Source organism: Hallella bergensis DSM 17361 (genome assembly GCF_000160535.1).
Lineage (GTDB): Bacteria > Bacteroidota > Bacteroidia > Bacteroidales > Bacteroidaceae > Prevotella > Prevotella bergensis.
In genome coordinates this window covers 386,622-403,555 of the sequence record NZ_GG704782.1, presented here as the reverse complement: position 1 = coordinate 403,555, position 16,934 = coordinate 386,622, and the positions used below count along the sequence as shown (strand labels likewise).

The following is a 16,934-nucleotide window of genomic DNA, read 5'->3' as shown; positions in this document are numbered from 1 at the left end:
CCATACGTTCTTATCCATTTCTACAAGAACGTATGAGAGCCTATAATCGTCTGTTATCAATGTGGTTGGCTACATGAGCCTACAACTGTCTACTCCTCTTTTGTTTCCTCTTGCTTCACTTTCTTGGGTCCGCGCACCTTCTCGTTCTTCTTCAGTCCGCTCTTGATTTGGATGTTAAGGCCATCGCTCAGCCCCGTCACAACCTTGCGGCGGGTGTATGTTTTATTATCGTCCGTGCCGCCAACAACGTACACATAGGTGTTAGTGCCCTCAAACTCAATGGCGCTCTCCGGCACGGTAAGCACCCCTTTCGCCTCTTTCAGCACTATCTCCGCATTGGCGCTGTAGCCCGAACGAATCTTCGTGCCACTCGTTCCTTGCACTGCTGCCTTGATCTCGAACTGGTTGGCACCATTGTTTTCCACGGCCTTAGGCGAGATATACTCCAGCGAAGCGGTGAGTTTCTCGCCCTCCATGGCGCCAATGGTAATTTTCATGGGCATACCCACAACAATCTGTCCCACTTCGGTCTCGTCTACATTGCCCCTGAAAATCAGGTCGCCCATATTGGCCACCGAGGCGATGGTGGTACCGTCGTTGAACGTGTTGGACAGGATGACGGTGTTTCCCACCTTGACAGGCACATCGAGGATGAGTCCGCTGATGGTGGACCGTATGAGTGTACTACTGGTTTTGGCGTTTTGCGCCGACACGCCGTCGCGCACCACCTGCAGGTTATCGTTAGCGGCCCGCACCTCTTCCTTGGCTTGCAGGTATGCCTTGCGCACCTGATCATAGTCGTTTCCGGCTATCAATCCCTTGTCGTAGAGCGTTTTTTGTCGGTCGTAGTCCACCTTGGCTTGGTTTAATACAATCTTCGCCGACCGCACTCTCGCTTGTGCCGAGCTGAGCATATTCATGTCGGGGATGACCTTTACCTTAGCAATCACCTCACCGGAGGTCACCATGTCGCCTGCCTCTTTATATATATTGGTGATGATGCCCGATATCTGTGGTTTGACGTTCACCTCGTTGCGGGGTTCTATTTTGCCCGTCACCACTGCGGTTTTGCGCAGATCCTTCATGGTCGGCACAAACTCCTCGTAGGTCACCGGGTGTGGCCTGCTCTTTTGCCAGAGGAATACGAATGTTCCGATAAAAATCAGCAGCACCAATGCCGCAATAATAAATTTGAAGTATTTTTTCATCACCAATTATGAATTATAGGTTTTATAATTACAAGTTACGTATGTAAAGCGCAAAATGCCGAGGCTCAATAATTATGAATTTTGAATTGTGAATTATGAATTACTCATCTCTCATGGCATCCACCGGCTTGATGCTCATGGCCCTGATGGCAGGCGCAAGGCCGGCCACCACACCCAACACACAAAGGAAAGCCAGCGCTCCGAGTGCGGCCCAGAATCCGATTTGGAAGTGAGCCGCCATGATGCCGTCGGTGGTATTGGCCACCTCGAGCATCTGCAAGACGAACACCGCGAGCAGTATGCCGCTCATGCCAGCCACCGTGGTGAGTGCGATGCTCTCCGAAACGATTTGCGACAGTATCATCTTGGGCGTGGCTCCGATGGCTCGCCTGATGCCAATCTCGGTGGTGCGCTCGCGTACCGTGACCATCATGATGTTTGAAACACCGATGCCCCCAGCCAGCAACGTACCTATTCCAACCAGCCAAATCAGGAAGTTGACACCCTTAAACAAGCTGTCTACCATGCCATACATCACCTCGGTATTGAAGACCGAGATAGCCTTCTCATCGGTCGGATCTACACGATGTGCCCTCCCGATGACTTCTCGCAGGGGTTGCGCCAGTTTGCCCATGGTCACACCGGGCTTGCCCGTGACACAAATGATGTGTACCACATCGCCCAAATTATAGACCCGCTGCATGATAGTGAGCGGAATCGTGACACTTTCCTGCACGTTGCCATTGATGTTCATGTTTCCCGGACTGTAATCCACACCCACCACGTTGAAATACAATGAGTCTACGCGCACCAGCTGTCCGCACGGGTCTCCACCGTTGGGGAAGAGTGTCTTGTAAACCTTCTTGCCTATCACGCAAACCTTACGGTCTTCCGCTATGTCCATATCATTGAGGTAACGGCCATATAAAATGGTCGGCTCCTCTACTTTGGCATATTCGGGATAAATGCCCTTGACATTGCCCACAAACTTTTTATCGCCGGCCACGAAGGTTTTACCCCACTCTGTCACCAACGGAGTGACGATGTCCAACTCGGGCACATGGGCACGCAATCTCTCCACATCCCTATACGTCATATTCCATTGACGCCCTTTGCGGAAGCCCTCATAAGGCTTGGTGGTGGGCTGAGCGAAAGTGAAAGCAGAGTTTGTGGCAAACCCCTGAAAGTTTTTGGACAACAACTCTTCCAGCCCATCGCCACCACCAATAAGTACGACCAACATGAACACTCCCCAGAAAACGCCGAACCCAGTGAGGAACGAACGCGTCTTGTTTCGGGTGAGCGTATCCAATATTTCACGATATGTGTCAATGTCAAACTTCATTGTTCATACTCTGTTGATATCATTATTGTGATGCCTTGTCTCATTCGGCTCTCAACGCGTCAATAGGTTTGATGTGCGCCGCACGCCTTGCCGGCACCAGTCCGGCAATGGTTCCAGCCACGATCATCACCAATGTGGCTTCCAAACAAACACCTAATCCCACCGTGGGATTTAGAAATATGGTGAGCTCAAACAACCCCGAATCCACCGTCTTTGACCCTGCGGTGGCATCCAAATAGGCATTGGCCCCAATGCCGAGAAGCATGCCTATGTATCCGAAAAAGGTGGTGATAATGACGCTCTCGACAATGATGAGCCGAAGAATGGACCAGGGCGTGGCCCCAATGGCCTTGCGCACGCCAAACTCGCGGGTACGCTCTTTGACGGTAATGAGCATGATATTGCTCACGCCGACAATACCTGAGAGCAACGTAAAAATGCCGATGACCCACAGAGCAGTGCGGATAATAGACATCCCCGTGTTCATTTGGAGATTTTGGGTAAACCTATTCCAAATCCAAACGGCATTATCATCATCGGGAGCGGCATGGTGGTTGGCGTTCAGATCGGTTGTGTAGAGCTTCTCAAAATCCTCGTTTTCCTGCACGCTGTTCAGTCCGTCAAAAGAAAAAATGATATTTTCCACCTCGTCACCACGGTTGTATATGGTGCGAACAGTGCTGAAAGGGCTGTAGAATTGGGTGTTCATCTGACTCAAATCGCTTTTGTAAATACCCACGATTTGGAACACGGAATTGTCCACCTTGACATCTTTTCCCACCAAGGTGGCTATGTCACCATCCACCAATTCCTTGGCTTGATTCTCACTAATGACCATTGCTTTGCGCCTCTGATCATTGTCCATATCGTTGACAAAGCGTCCGTACAACATCTCTATCTTGTTGATATGCATTAGGTTGGGATAAACACCACATATCGTTCCACTGACATAATTGGTGGCGTAAGACACTTGAACACCGCTCTGCGTGACCTGAGCGCCCAACTCCCTGACCACATTGGTGTGCTTATGCTTGGTGGTTTGCATATCCCGATCGTTGAGTGTGATTTCCCTTCCTTCGTTCATGCCCTCGTAAGCCTTGGACGTTCGACCTCCGCTCACCTGCATAGAGTTGGCCAAAAAATTAGATGTATTGTGTTCAACAGCGTTGATAAACCCGTTGCCGGCACCCAAAAGGAAGATAATCATGAATATTCCCCACGCCACAGCAAAGCCTGTCAACACCGTACGAAGCCTGTTGCGGCGCGCCGTTGCCCATATTTCTTCGAGAATATCAAACATACTGGTCTCCTATTTCATTAGCCCATTCACTCCGAATGGCGACGCTTTGTGATCAAGATTTTCCTCGATTTTGCCTATCGTACCATCCTTGATATGCACTATTTTGTTGGTTTCGTTGGCCACACCGCTCTCATGTGTCACCACCACAATGGTCTTGCCTTCCTCCGAATTGAGCCGCTTGAGCAGTTTCATCACCTCTACACTCGTCTTGGAATCGAGCGCACCGGTAGGCTCATCGGCCAAGATAATCTTGGGATTGGTGATGAGCGCGCGGGCGATGGCCACACGCTGCTTCTGCCCTCCGGACATTTCGTTGGGATAATGATCGGCCCAAGGCAGTAGCTCCAAGCGGTCGAGGTATTCCAACGCCATTTGATGGCGCTTGCGACGAGACACACCTTGGTAGAGCAGTGGCAGCTCCACATTCTCCACAGCCGTCTTGAAGCCAATGAGATTGAAACTCTGGAAGATGAAGCCTATGAACCGATTGCGGTACTCGGCGCTTCGTTTCTCGCTCAAATTCTTGATGAGTGTACCAGCCAGCACATACTCGCCACTGTCATAATTGTCGAGGATGCCGAGGATATTGAGCAGCGTCGACTTGCCCGATCCTGACGCTCCCATGATCGAAACGAACTCACCCTCCTCGATGTCGAGGTTGATTCCCTTGAGCACATGCAGCGGCTGGGCGCCGAAGTAGGTCTTGTTAATGTCTTTGAGATGTATCATCATAATCTTTGACGGGCTGCAACTGCAAAAAGTTGCAGCCACTGCAGCTATCTAAGATAATAGGTAATTGTCTGGTTGCACTTGGTCTTGACTGGCTTTCCGTTCAATGCTCCCGGTGTCCACGCAGGCATTTTCTTCATCACATGATAGGCTTCCTTGGCAAAAGCAAGTGAAATTGCCTTTTTCAAATCCTTCTGCTTGGCAGTCGTCAACTTATCAAATGCTGTTTTGTTATAGCTTGTTATGGTACATTCCTTGGCTTCGAAATTGCAACATTTGCCATTCTCGTCCACATCAAACACCATTTTCACCTTACCCTCAGCTTCATATTTCTGTGCCACTTCGGGATATTTCAAGTTCTTGGCCATGAATGTCTGCCGTGCCGACTCTCCTCCGGGAAACTCCGGAAGGCTGGGCATGCCCGAGGGATTATCAAGATCTATCGGCATCTGCGATATAAAACCCTCCTCGTTCAGCTTGCGTAGCGCATCCTCTACTTTATCCAACACCACCGTGCCAAGCAGCACTTTGCCGTCCGGGTCTATTATATAATAGGTGGGAATCCAATTGACATGATAGTCCTGGTCTATCTTACTCTCCTTCTTCCATTTCTTCAACTCGCTATAGTGCAGCCAGTTCATGTTGTTCTTTTGGATGCAACCAGCCCACGCATCGCGGTCGGTGTCGAACGAAACACCGATGAACTGCACACCCATCAGGCTGTATTCATCGTGCAACTCCTTCACCTTGGCTATGTCTTTTCGGCAGTCCGGGCACCACGATGCCCAAAAGTCGATCACCACATAACGCCCACGGAAACTGCTAATAGGGACATTTTGAGTAGTATCTTTGAAGTCAACAACAAACTCGGGAGCCACTGTGCCCGGGCGGAGCAGGTCGGCAGCATATTTCACGTCGGGATCTTCTTTCTCCCCTTGGGCATTTACCGTGAGGGCAGCAACCAACAACAGGATTGCCGAAAACAAATACTTCTTCATAGCTTATGATTTTGTGTTATATTTTTTCAATCGTCAGGGTCTGGTCACAATAGTCCACCACCGCCGGGCGGTGGGTGATGAAGATCACGGTTTTGTCGTGTGCGGCCAGTATGTTTTGGAGCAAATGCCGTTCGGTCTCAGGGTCGAGAGCCGACGTGGCCTCATCAAAGAGCATGATGCTGCGGTCGCGAAGCAACGCACGGGCTATAGCAATGCGCTGCGCCTGACCCTCGGACAGTCCCCCACCCGACTCTGAACACACGGTGTCGAGCCCCTCGGGCAACTCCATTACAAACTCCGCACAACTCTTTTTCAACGCTTCCTCCATCTCCTCATCGGTTGCATCGAGCTTGCCCAAGCGCAGATTTTCGCGTATGGTGCCACTCATCAGGGTATTGCCCTGCGGCACATACACAAAGTTGCAGCGCAGTCGAGGGCTCAACACCCTATGCTTTCTATCGTTGTAAATCTCTACCGTGCCATGCTGTGGAGTCACAAGTCCCAAAATCATTCTTACGATTGTGGTTTTACCCGCCCCCGTCTCGCCCAGCACTGCCGTGCACGACCCGGGACGGAAGTCGAAGTCGAGATCGCGGATCACGTCGCCATCCACATCGTCGTAACGATAGGACACCCGCTGCAATCTCACACCACAGGGAGCCGATAGTTCGATAGGCGTGCCCTGTTCCTCCAACGGATTTTCTTCCAACTCCATCAGTCGTTCAACAGCCGTGAACACGGAGACAAAGGCAGGGACAAGTTTGGTCAGGCTGCGCGCAGGACTTTGGATGCGGTTTACCAACTGCAAAAATGCCGTCATACCACCAAACGTCAGGGTATGGTCGGCTAATCGCACGGCTGCCCAAAGGAAAGCCACGAGATAGCCCGCCGCAAATCCAAAATTGAGAATGAAGTTGCTGAGCACCGAAAACGCCGTGCGCTTCACCACCCTATGGCGCAATATGCCCTGCGTCGTCTCCAAACGGTCCACCATCGGGCCTTCGCTCTCTAATGTCTTGATGAGCATACGGTTTTGTATGGTTTCCTGAAGCACGCTTTGTACGTCTGAATCCGAACTACGGACGGCACGGTTGAGCTTGCGCATCCTACTGACATACACCTTGCTGAGCAAGACAAACACAGGGATAATGGCCACTGTGATGAGGGCCAGCGTGGCATCCATCGAGAACAAATACCAAAAAGCGCCGATAAACAGTGCCAACACCGACAGCGTGTTAGGAATAACCTCGGTGAGAAAGCTCACCACATTGCCAACATCAACCTCTAATCGGTTGAGCACGTCACCCGAATGGAGCGCCTCCTTGCCGTGCCACTGCGAGCGCAGAATACGGTCGAGCATACGCTGCTGCATGCGGTTTTGGGCCCGAACACCCAGAATGTTGCGCACCCAAACACCCGATATGTTCAGCGCGAATCCACACAAAACGAGTCCGCCCATAAGTCCCACCGCAGCATACAGCGAGCCATCGGCCGACCCCGCAGCCACGTCGATGGCATGCTGAACGGCCCAAACCTGAGCCAGCGACACACCTACCGACCCCAACCCGATAAGCGCATTGAGCGCCGCCTGGAGTCTGTTGCCGCGCCAAGCGTCCCAGAGCCAATGCAGAAGCCTACCCAAGTCCATTCGGGAGAGAGCATCTAAGATGGTCTGCTTGATGCTTGTCGTATGTTGTTGTGGATTTGAAGTTTTCACCCGTTCATGTTTTAGACCATCCGAGAGCTATCTCTGATCCGCTCCCCACATCAGCTTATCGCGCAGCGTAGAGAAGTAGTGCGTGGCCTGTTGTTTCACAATTTGTATCTGGTATGGAGCCTTCATGATGCGAATTCTCGACCCCTGACGCAACTTTTCCGACCGTCCGTCTATGGCTGCGAGGAAGTTGTGATTGCGGCTTTCCACCTCAATGTCGATCACACAATCATCGTTGATGACTATCGGCCGCACGTTCAGGCTATGGGGTGCCACCGGAGTGATACACAGATTATGGGCCGACGGCACAATGATAGGCCCGCCGTTGGAGAGATTATAAGCCGTGCTACCTGTCGGTGTGGATATAATCAGTCCGTCGGCTTGATAGGTTACCAGAAACTGCCCGTTGATGCTGCAACGTATGGAAATCATCGAAGCGTTGTCGCGCTTGAGCAATGCGATGTCGTTCAGGGCATACGGACTGCCTGAAATCTCCTCACCATCCACCTCAATCTTGATCACCGAGTGTGCCTCCAAATGATAAGTGCCGTTATAGATCTCGTCGAGCGCAGACTCGATTTCCGTTGGCAGCACATCTGCAAGGAATCCCAATCGCCCCATATTCACGCCGAGAATGGGGATGCCGCGTCCCCCGACGCGGTCGGCAGCTTTCAGAAAAGTACCGTCGCCACCTAAGGAAACCACAAAATCGGCCTCAAAGTCACCATCGTCGAAAACACCGGAGCAGTCGATGTCCAAATGCTGCTCCTGCGTGAGGAAGTCAAAGTATTTTCGGTCGATTGTCACCTCTGCCCCGCGCATCTTCAGGTAGTCAAGAATTCGATGAATTGTCACAGACTTGCGCGCCTGATATTCATTACCAATAAGCGCAAAACGCAGTTTCCGGTTTGTCATATACTTCATGTTGATAATACATCTTCGGGATATCCGTCCACACAACCCGTGCCGTAGCCGGGGGAGCATGACGTCAGCCAATCCCGCCCACCACCTGTGTTACATGGTCGCACCTGTTGCAAATTTACATAGAATTGTTAACATAGCAAGTTTTCAAGCAGGCTAATTCCAAAGTTTTTACCCTAAATTAACAAGTTTGACGGCATCCGTACAACTTTTATTGCATTCTGTTGCCCAACGGTTTGGATATATCGTGAGAATAGTATATATTTGCTGTTTCCACTATTATTTCTTTTCAACAATGTACGAACTTATCATAGAAAACAGTCTCAAACTCGTCGCCGCCCTCCTTTTCGGCGGAATCATCGGACTCGAACGCGAGTACCGCTCCAAAGATGCGGGCTTCCGCACTCACTTCTTGGTTGCTCTCGGCGCTGCCCTGTTCACCATCATTTCGCAATACGGCTTTGGCGACGGCGTGAAGGACAGCTCGCGTGTGGCAGCCCAGGTGGTGTCGGGCATCGGCTTCATCGGTGCCGGCCTCATCGTGTTTCAGCGCAACACGGTGCGAGGTCTCACCACGGCAGCCGGCCTGTGGGTCACCGCCGCCATTGGCATGGCGTGCGGCGTGGGGATGTATGCGCTTGCGGCCATCGTCACCGTCCTTATCCTATTGGGGCTTGAAGTGCTCAACGAAATCATTCCGCAGATCACCACAACCACGTTGCAGGTGTCGTTTTCATCGCCCACCCGGGAAAGCGCCCAGCGCGTGATCGAACAGATAAAATCTCACAGCATGGAGGTGTATTCGTTCGAACTGCACAGCCGCCACACCTCGCAGGGAAGCCTGTACGAAGTGAAAATGGAAATCAAAGTGCAGTCGCGCAACCACAACCAGATCATCCTCGACGACATGGAGGAGTTCGACGACGTGACCATGGTAAGCATAGAATGAGACGACAAGAACAAATGCACATCGCAATGAAGCAGAAGAACCGGCGTCTTTCGTTCGGAGTACACCTGTTTGTCGGCCGCAAGACACCTGGATAACGGCCGGTGTGCGATTGTCTGTCGACCGTAATACGCCAACAAAGAATGACAATCCGCCAAGAAAATGGCATTTAAAACACCGATTCTCAGTTATTTTTTGTAAATTTGTAATGCCCTTGATGGGCTCCTGATCAGCAGGAAACAAACAAAATATCTCAATCATGGCTAAAGTTTATACATTTCTTGCCAACGGCTTCGAGGAGATTGAAGCCATGGCTCCTATCGACATCCTGCGCCGAGGCGGCGTGGAAGTAAAAACCGTGAGCATCACAGGCTCCGAATACGTAGAGTCGGCACATGGTGTAACCGTCAAGGCTGATCTAAAATTTGAAGACGCAGCCAACTTCGACGATGCCGACATCATGCTACTGCCCGGCGGCATGCCCGGGGCGAGCAACCTGAACAACCACGAGGGAGTGCGACAAGCGCTCATGGCGCAGCACAAGCGTGGCAAACGCATCGGCGCCATCTGTGCGGGTCCGATGGTGCTTGGCTCACTCGGCCTGCTCGAAGGCAAGCAAGCTACGTGTTATCCGGGCTTCGAAAAGCACCTCACCGGTGCCACCTACACGGCAAAGTTGGTTCAAGAAGATGGCAACATCATCACCGGCGAAGGCCCGGCAGCCGTCCTCCCCTACGCCTATCGCATCCTCAGTTATCTTGCCGGCGAAGAAAAATCGGCCACCATACAGGCGGATATGCTCTACCCCCAACTTATGGGTAAATAAACAAAATGGAGTCCGAATGCAGCTTGCCTAAACAAAGCAAAACGTTATGGCAAACTGTATTCGGGCATTAACAAGGAACCTACCTCATGAAAATCTGAGACAAAATCCCGGTTATTGACCGAGACAAGACAAAGCTATCATAAACCTAAGAGCAAATATGAAAATCGACAGAATCATTTTTTTCCTTGCCTGCCTATTGGCACCATGCTCCACAACACATGCAAAAGTTTTGAGATTTGCCACGCAGGAGGTGGTGAAGGGCAATACCGTATCGGTGGCTTTCTGTTCACCCTCCATCGTGAGGGTAAGGGTTAGCCCCGGCACAGCAACTCCTGCCGAAAGAAAAAGCTACTCCGTGATTCTCAAACCGGGTGAGAAACTCATCAACAGTATTGAGGTAAAAAAAGACAACGACAACTTGCACATATGGTCGTACAATATCAAGGTGACGCTCAACAAGGTTACCGGTGACATCGTTTTCAGCAACAAGGAGGGGGAGCAACTGCTCAAGGCCACGGCCAATAGTCTCACGCCTTGTGAAAAAGCCGTGGATTCGGGCAAGTTCAAGGTGTCGCAGACTTTCCTGCTCGACCACGATGAGGCAATCTTCGGACTCGGACAGCTGCGCGACACGGCCATGAACCAGCGCAACCGGCACGTTAAGATATGGAACAACAATACGTATATTTCTATCCCTTACTTTACCAGCGAAAAGGGATACGGCCTGTATTGGGACAACGCCGGACGGTCGAGCTTCGACGACAACGCCCAGGGCACTACTTTCACGAGTGAGGTTGCGCCCTATATCGACTATTATTTCATGTACAAGGACGGCACTCAGGATGGCGTTGTGTCGTGTATTCGCGATTTGACCGGACAAGCCACGATGTTTCCTCTTTGGACCATGGGATTCTGGCAGTGTCGTGAACGCTACAAGACCAGCGACGAACTGGCCTCTGTGCTCGACCGATACCGTGAGCTGCAGATACCGCTCGACGGCATCGTGCAGGACTGGCAGTACTGGGGGTGCGACTCGAACTGGAATGCGATGAAGTTCATGAACCCATACTATATCAACAAAGTGGGCGACAAGGCTTGGGCAAAATACTTGCCGAACGACTTGAAAGACCTACCCACGCAGCAGCAGCCAAGGTTGAAAAGCCCGGAGGAGATGGTGAGCTATGTGCACAATAACAATGCCCACCTGATGATAAGCATCTGGGCCAACTTCGGACCGTGGACCGAACAATACCGGGAACTCAAGGCCATCAATGCCCTATACCCCTTCGAGACGTGGCCGCGCAAACGGGGTGTGATGCCCTACGATGTGTTCAATCCCAAGGCACGCCAAATCTACTGGAACCACCTCACCAACCTCTACAACATGGGGATTGACGCATGGTGGACCGACTCGACCGAGCCTGACCACATGGAGAAGCCCGGCGACGACGACCACATGACAGCAGACGGCTCTTGGCGCAGTGTGAAGAATGCTTTTTCCATCGTCCACAACCGGGGAATCTATAATCACCAGCGCGCCATGAAGAGCAACAGAAGGCGCATTTTCCAGATGACAAGGAGCGGGGCTTTCGGCATACAACACTACGGCACGTTTTCGTGGAGCGGAGATGTGGTGGCCAGCTGGGCAGAGATGAAAAACCAAATACCTTCCGGACTGAACTATACGCTGTGCGGTATTCCGTTCTGGAACACCGACCTCGGTGGATTCTTCTACTGGGAATTTGAGCAAGACCCCAAGAATCCAGCGCTACAGGAGCTGCAAACCCGATGGATGCAATGGGGAACATTCATGCCTCTCATGCGCAACCACTGCTCCTCACCCATGGTGAGCGAACTCTATCGGTTTGGAAAAGAGGGCGACTGGGCATACGATGTGATGAAGAGTTTTATCAAGCTGCGCTACCGACTGTTGCCCTACACCTATAGCACCGCAGCCGACTGCGTGTTCAACAGCGGCAGTATGATGCGCGCGCTGGTGATGGACTTTGCCAACGACAAACACGCATCGCGACTCAACGACTCCTATATGTTTGGGCGTAGCTTGCTCGTTAAACCTGTCACCGATGCGATGTACACCTGGAAGGATAAAGACAAGCGCGGACACGAGATATATCCAGATACGCGCAAGGCGGCTGCACCCGTCAATGTTTACCTGCCCAAGGGCACCAAATGGTTTGACTTCTGGACAAACGACATCCATGAGGGCGGACAGGAAATTCAGCGTCTCTGCCCCATCGATATTATGCCCGTGTATGTCAAGGCCGGCACCGTGATGCCCTTTGGCCCCGATGTTCAATACAGCAACGAGAAGCCGTGGGACGAACTCGAAATCAGAGTCTATCCCGGAGCTGACGGTTCGTTCACGCTCTATGAAGACGAGGGGGACAACTACAACTACGAAAAGGGAAAGTATTCGTTGATCAAATTTACATACGATGACTCGCAACATCGGCTCGTCATTGCCTCACGCAAGGGTAAATTCAATGGTATGCTGCGAAACCGGAAGTTCAACATCGTGATGGTGGAAACTGGCAGCGGACGCGGAGACCGCCCTATGAAGGTCACCAAGAGTGTGGACTACAAGGGTAAGGAGATTGCCGTAGACTTGTAATTTCTCTTTTCATCTAACTCAAAATTGGCTCGGCATGCTCAGCGGGAATGCAATCTGCATCCCCGACGAACATGCCGAGCGAACATTTTGCCCTGTCCAACTTCAGCCCACATGCGTATTATAATGCTCTCAAGGCGTGTCTTTCTCGGATATTATCATTATATTTGCATATAGAATTTACAACATAAGCAATATATAAATGGACTATGTCATCATTGTTGCCGGAGGCAAAGGACTGCGCATGGGGGGCGAGATTCCCAAGCAGTTCCTGCCCATAGGCGGCAAACCGGTGCTGATGCGCACCATGGAGCGGTTTCACGAGTACGACCCAGCACTAAAGATAATCCTTGTACTACCCAAAGAACAGCAGGAATTCTGGCAGGAACTCTGCCAGAAACACGACTTCAAGATCATGCACCAAGTTGCTGACGGCGGCGAAACCCGTTTCCAATCGTCCAAAAACGGACTGGCACTTATACCCGACGAGGATGAGGGCGTGGTGGCCATACACGATGGCGTGCGTCCGTTTGTGTCGACAGACGTGATCGAGCGCTGCTTCGATGCCGCCCGAGACGACTTTGCCGCCATCCCCGTAGTACCGGTTACCGACACGCTGCGATACATAGACCGAGGCCATGGACACAACGTTTTGCGCGACCACTTTCGTTCGGTGCAAACCCCTCAATGCTTCGACCTATCACTGGCCAAGCAGGCTTTCGACCAGCCCTATCGAGAAACGTTTACCGACGACGCATCCGTGATAGAAAGCTTAGGATGCCAGGTGACGATGGTGGAGGGAAACAGGCAGAATCTGAAGCTCACCACCCCGTTTGACATGATGATAGCTGAGTTGTTAATACATAATTCGTAATGCACAATGACGAGCATCCTTGACCAAGACATCATGTATCTGCCCGGGGTGGGACCAAAGAAAAAAGAGATATTGAGCAAGGAACTCAACATCCATACATGGGGCGACCTGCTGGAATATTACCCTTACAAATATGTGGACCGCACTAAAATATACCGCATTATGGAACTGTCGGGCGAGATGCCCTTTGTGCAGGTCAAGGGAAAGATACTCAGTTTCGAGGAGTTTCCGATGAGTGCGCGCAAGAAACGCGTCGTGGCCCACTTTACAGACGGATTCGGAATCGTAGACCTGGTGTGGTTCCGCGGTGCACAATATGTCTACAAAAACTATAAGGTGGGCGAAGAATACATTGTCTTCGGCAAACCCTCCGTCTATCAAGGACGATACCAGTTCGCACACCCGGAGATTGACCGGGTGGCCGACTTGAAAACGGAGGAGATGAGAATGCAACCTTACTATAACACCACGGAGACGATGAAGAAACGCGGAATGCAGTCAAGGGCAGTGGAAAGACTGACTAAAACGCTCGTGTCGAGGATTCCAGAGGGTGCAATTCAAGAAGCGCTGCTACCATCAATGGTTAGCCGATTAAACCTGATATCACGCGAAGATGCCTATCGCAAAATACACTATCCAAAATCATTAGACGATGTACAACGTGCGCAGGTGCGTTTGAAACTCGAGGAACTGTTCTATGTGCAGCTCAGCATCCTGCGATATGCCTCGGAACATCGGCGCAAATACAAGGGATATGTCTTTGACAAGATAGGTGCGATTTTTAATCAATTCTTTCACGAGAACCTACCTTTCGACCTGACCCAAGCACAAAAACGGGTAATGCATGAGATACGCGATGACATGCGGTCGGGGCACCAGATGAACAGATTGTTGCAGGGTGACGTGGGCTCCGGGAAGACACTGGTTGCGCTGATGACCATGCTCATTGCCATTGATAATGGCTTTCAGGCGTGCATCATGGCTCCGACAGAGATACTTGCCGAGCAACATCTTGACACTATACGTACGTTTCTACGGAATATGCCCGTGAGGGTGGAGTTGTTGACGGGCATTGTGAAAGGGAAAAAGCGAAAGGAAATTCTGCAAAATCTGGCTGAAGGAAACATCGATATACTCGTGGGCACACATGCCATCATCGAGGATACCGTACAGTTCAAGAGGCTGGGAATGGCCGTGGTGGACGAGCAGCACCGCTTTGGCGTGGCACAACGCGCCAAACTTTGGGCCAAAAGCGAGAATCCGCCGCACATCCTCGTGATGACGGCAACACCTATTCCGCGCACCCTGGCCATGACTATCTACGGCGATCTGGACGTAAGCGTGATCGACGAACTACCACCTGGGCGCAAGCCCATTATGACCATCCACAAATACGACAACCAAACCGTCTCATTATATAATGGTATTCGGCAGCAAGTTCGTGAGGGCAGGCAGGTCTATATCGTTTTCCCATTGATTGAGGAAAGCGAGAAAAGTGACCTGAAAAACCTCGAAGACGGCTACAAGAAACTATGCGAGATATTCCCGGAGTTCCGACTAAGCAAAGTACACGGGCGGATGAAGTCGAGCGAAAAGGAAAGCGAGATGCAAAAGTTTGTAAGCGGGGAGACCCAAATCCTGGTAGCTACAACCGTTATCGAGGTAGGGGTAAACGTTCCCAATGCATCGGTCATGGTCATTCTCGATGCCCAGAGGTTCGGCCTTTCCCAACTCCACCAGTTACGAGGACGCGTAGGGCGAGGAGCCGACCAAAGCTATTGCCTGCTTGTGACAGGCTATGAGCTGAGCACCGAAACGCGTAAGCGCATCGACATCATGTGCGACACCAACGATGGATTCCGTATTGCCGAAGCCGACCTGAAACTTCGCGGCCCCGGTGATCTAGAGGGCACACAGCAAAGCGGGATTGCTTTCGACCTGAAAATCGCAGACATTGCGCGCGATGGTCAGCTTGTGCAGCTGGCGCGAAACGAAGCGCAGAAAATTATAGACGACGATCCACACTGTGAAAAAGCACAGTACTCCCTGTTATGGAACCACCTCAAGGAACTCAGAAACACACAGATCAATTGGTCTGCCATAAGCTGACCGCAGAAACGGCTCGCACAATTGATATGCATCAAGTAGATGAATGAAATCATTACAATTATGCTAATAAATTTGCTAAACTGTTAATATTGTGCTAAAAAACGAGCTTTGTGTTAAAGCTTCGCTGTTTTTCTTGTTGATTTAGAGAGAAAACACATTTTTTTATTATCTTTGCGAAGTCTTTTGAAAATTGACGAACAATCTATTGTGTTCTTCTTTTTTCTTTGGAAGGAACAATCTTACTTTCCATCCGCAACATACCTAAAATATAAATGACGAAGTAATGACATTTAGAAAGATAGCAAAGACATTAACTATATCTCTCCTTTTTGCTCTTACGGCTGAGCCGGTTGCCGGCCAGGATCTTTTGGCCAGACAAGCGCCGGTGGATCGTCGTGCCAAGAAGCTTGACTCTATTGAGATCCGTTCTATTGCTGCAAGAGAAAATCTCCAGTCTCCCGCAGCCATGCTTTACGGAGACGAATGGGATAACAGATACGCACACCGAGCCACCGAATTGCCCGATTCGTTTGTTGTCAATCTCCGGCACTTCTGCATGCCCACCCCAAGTCGCGTTGTAACCAGCAACTTTGGTAGTCGCTGGGGACGCCAGCACAAAGGACTTGACATCAAGGTTTATATCGGAGACACCATCCGGTCGGCTTTCAACGGAAAAGTTCGTGTGGTGAGATATGAGCGCAATGGATATGGAAACTACGTTGTCATTCGTCATCCCAATGGTTTGGAGACAATCTATGGACACCTTAGTAAGCATTTGGTAAAAGAAAATCAGATTGTGAGAGCCGGTGAACCTATCGGTCTTGGTGGCAACACCGGCAGAAGCACGGGTTCGCACCTGCACTTTGAGACGCGGCTCTGTGGGGTTGCTCTAAATCCAGGTTTGTTCTTCGACTTCCGCAATCAGGATGTGGTGGCCGACGAAGTGCTGTATAGCAAAGCCACCTATCAGCGCGAATCCAACATTGCTACACGTGAACGCGGAAAGGTTGGCAATGGCGGATACACTCGCGACCAGATCTACGGAACACCCGGACATAGCGAGGAAGCTGCTTCCCTGGCCGTCAGAAACGCCATGGATCAGCCCGAACGAGTATACTATAAAGTTGTGAAAGGAGACACCTTGGAGTCTATTGCCAACAAGTGTGGCGTGACGGTAGACAAACTCTGCCGACTGAACGGCTACAAAAGGAATCAGAAAGTTCGTCCCGGTCAAATTATCAGATACGTATAATTTGATGGACCATACACGTTGCTGACATCTGCTGCAGATCGGCAGACCCCATCAACAACAAACGCCGAATGATGCTTGACTTC

General features: G+C 51.0%; 13 protein-coding genes. 6 read left to right on the top strand and 7 right to left on the bottom strand.

Annotated elements, in window-relative coordinates; all coding sequences use genetic code 11:
* Nucleotides 1–89: 89 nt before the first annotated feature.
* The 7 genes from HMPREF0645_RS10055 to HMPREF0645_RS10025 form a co-directional block, all read right to left on the bottom strand.
* Nucleotides 90–1,208, bottom strand: a complete 1,119-nt coding sequence (locus tag HMPREF0645_RS10055) for an efflux RND transporter periplasmic adaptor subunit (protein WP_007174884.1) — start codon at nucleotides 1,206–1,208, stop codon at nucleotides 90–92.
* A gap of 100 nt (nucleotides 1,209–1,308) precedes the next feature.
* On the bottom strand, nucleotides 1,309–2,553 hold the full coding sequence (locus HMPREF0645_RS10050; protein WP_007174883.1) for an ABC transporter permease: 1,245 nt from the start codon (nucleotides 2,551–2,553) through the stop codon (nucleotides 1,309–1,311).
* Between the two features lie 40 nt (nucleotides 2,554–2,593).
* On the bottom strand, nucleotides 2,594–3,853 hold the full coding sequence (locus HMPREF0645_RS10045; protein ID WP_007174882.1) for an ABC transporter permease: 1,260 nt from the start codon (nucleotides 3,851–3,853) through the stop codon (nucleotides 2,594–2,596).
* A gap of 9 nt (nucleotides 3,854–3,862) precedes the next feature.
* Complete coding sequence (locus tag HMPREF0645_RS10040; RefSeq protein WP_044123571.1) at nucleotides 3,863–4,582, bottom strand: ABC transporter ATP-binding protein; 720 nt, start codon at nucleotides 4,580–4,582, stop codon at nucleotides 3,863–3,865.
* Nucleotides 4,583–4,629: 47 nt separating this feature from the next.
* Nucleotides 4,630–5,580: a thioredoxin-like domain-containing protein gene (locus HMPREF0645_RS10035; protein WP_007174880.1), complete on the bottom strand. Its 951-nt coding sequence runs from the start codon at nucleotides 5,578–5,580 to the stop codon at nucleotides 4,630–4,632.
* 16 nt (nucleotides 5,581–5,596) lie between these two features.
* Nucleotides 5,597–7,228 carry an ABC transporter ATP-binding protein gene (locus HMPREF0645_RS10030; RefSeq protein WP_007174879.1) on the bottom strand — a complete coding sequence of 544 codons (1,632 nt, stop codon included), beginning with the start codon at nucleotides 7,226–7,228 and terminating at the stop codon, nucleotides 5,597–5,599.
* Nucleotides 7,229–7,324: 96 nt separating this feature from the next.
* Nucleotides 7,325–8,209 carry an NAD kinase gene (locus tag HMPREF0645_RS10025; RefSeq protein WP_044123570.1) on the bottom strand — a complete coding sequence of 295 codons (885 nt, stop codon included), beginning with the start codon at nucleotides 8,207–8,209 and terminating at the stop codon, nucleotides 7,325–7,327.
* A 301-nt stretch (nucleotides 8,210–8,510) separates the two neighbouring features.
* On the opposite strand from HMPREF0645_RS10025, the gene HMPREF0645_RS10020 reads away from it, so the two are divergent.
* The 6 genes from HMPREF0645_RS10020 to HMPREF0645_RS09995 all read left to right on the top strand — a co-directional run bounded on the left by HMPREF0645_RS10020 (nucleotide 8,511) and on the right by HMPREF0645_RS09995 (nucleotide 16,851).
* A complete protein-coding gene (locus tag HMPREF0645_RS10020) occupies nucleotides 8,511–9,164 on the top strand; it encodes an MgtC/SapB family protein (RefSeq protein WP_007174877.1) in 654 nt (217 codons plus the stop codon).
* A 256-nt stretch (nucleotides 9,165–9,420) separates the two neighbouring features.
* On the top strand, nucleotides 9,421–9,987 hold the full coding sequence (locus tag HMPREF0645_RS10015; RefSeq protein ID WP_007174876.1) for a DJ-1 family glyoxalase III: 567 nt from the start codon (nucleotides 9,421–9,423) through the stop codon (nucleotides 9,985–9,987).
* A gap of 157 nt (nucleotides 9,988–10,144) precedes the next feature.
* Entirely contained in the window at nucleotides 10,145–12,619 is a 2,475-nt protein-coding gene (locus HMPREF0645_RS10010) for a glycoside hydrolase family 31 protein (RefSeq protein WP_007174875.1), read from the top strand.
* Nucleotides 12,620–12,818: 199 nt separating this feature from the next.
* A complete protein-coding gene (locus HMPREF0645_RS10005; protein ID WP_007174874.1) occupies nucleotides 12,819–13,490 on the top strand; it encodes a 2-C-methyl-D-erythritol 4-phosphate cytidylyltransferase in 672 nt (223 codons plus the stop codon).
* 6 nt (nucleotides 13,491–13,496) lie between these two features.
* Nucleotides 13,497–15,599: an ATP-dependent DNA helicase RecG gene (recG, locus tag HMPREF0645_RS10000; RefSeq protein ID WP_007174873.1), complete on the top strand. Its 2,103-nt coding sequence runs from the start codon at nucleotides 13,497–13,499 to the stop codon at nucleotides 15,597–15,599.
* Between the two features lie 283 nt (nucleotides 15,600–15,882).
* Nucleotides 15,883–16,851, top strand: coding sequence for a peptidoglycan DD-metalloendopeptidase family protein (locus HMPREF0645_RS09995; protein ID WP_007174872.1), 969 nt, complete (start codon nucleotides 15,883–15,885; stop codon nucleotides 16,849–16,851).
* The last annotated feature ends 83 nt before the right edge of the window (nucleotides 16,852–16,934 follow it).

Coding starts and splice junctions, on each gene's coding strand:
- HMPREF0645_RS10020 (WP_007174877.1), top strand. CDS start 8,511: ATGTACGAACTTATCATAGAAAACAGTCTCAAACTCGTCGCCGCCCTC.
- HMPREF0645_RS10045 (WP_007174882.1), bottom strand. CDS start 3,853: ATGTTTGATATTCTCGAAGAAATATGGGCAACGGCGCGCCGCAACAGG.
- HMPREF0645_RS09995 (WP_007174872.1), top strand. CDS start 15,883: ATGACATTTAGAAAGATAGCAAAGACATTAACTATATCTCTCCTTTTT.
- HMPREF0645_RS10025 (WP_044123570.1), bottom strand. CDS start 8,209: ATGACAAACCGGAAACTGCGTTTTGCGCTTATTGGTAATGAATATCAG.
- recG (WP_007174873.1), top strand. CDS start 13,497: ATGACGAGCATCCTTGACCAAGACATCATGTATCTGCCCGGGGTGGGA.
- HMPREF0645_RS10005 (WP_007174874.1), top strand. CDS start 12,819: ATGGACTATGTCATCATTGTTGCCGGAGGCAAAGGACTGCGCATGGGG.
- HMPREF0645_RS10040 (WP_044123571.1), bottom strand. CDS start 4,582: ATGATACATCTCAAAGACATTAACAAGACCTACTTCGGCGCCCAGCCG.
- HMPREF0645_RS10055 (WP_007174884.1), bottom strand. CDS start 1,208: ATGAAAAAATACTTCAAATTTATTATTGCGGCATTGGTGCTGCTGATT.
- HMPREF0645_RS10030 (WP_007174879.1), bottom strand. CDS start 7,228: ATGGACTTGGGTAGGCTTCTGCATTGGCTCTGGGACGCTTGGCGCGGC.
- HMPREF0645_RS10050 (WP_007174883.1), bottom strand. CDS start 2,553: ATGAAGTTTGACATTGACACATATCGTGAAATATTGGATACGCTCACC.
- HMPREF0645_RS10015 (WP_007174876.1), top strand. CDS start 9,421: ATGGCTAAAGTTTATACATTTCTTGCCAACGGCTTCGAGGAGATTGAA.
- HMPREF0645_RS10010 (WP_007174875.1), top strand. CDS start 10,145: ATGAAAATCGACAGAATCATTTTTTTCCTTGCCTGCCTATTGGCACCA.
- HMPREF0645_RS10035 (WP_007174880.1), bottom strand. CDS start 5,580: ATGAAGAAGTATTTGTTTTCGGCAATCCTGTTGTTGGTTGCTGCCCTC.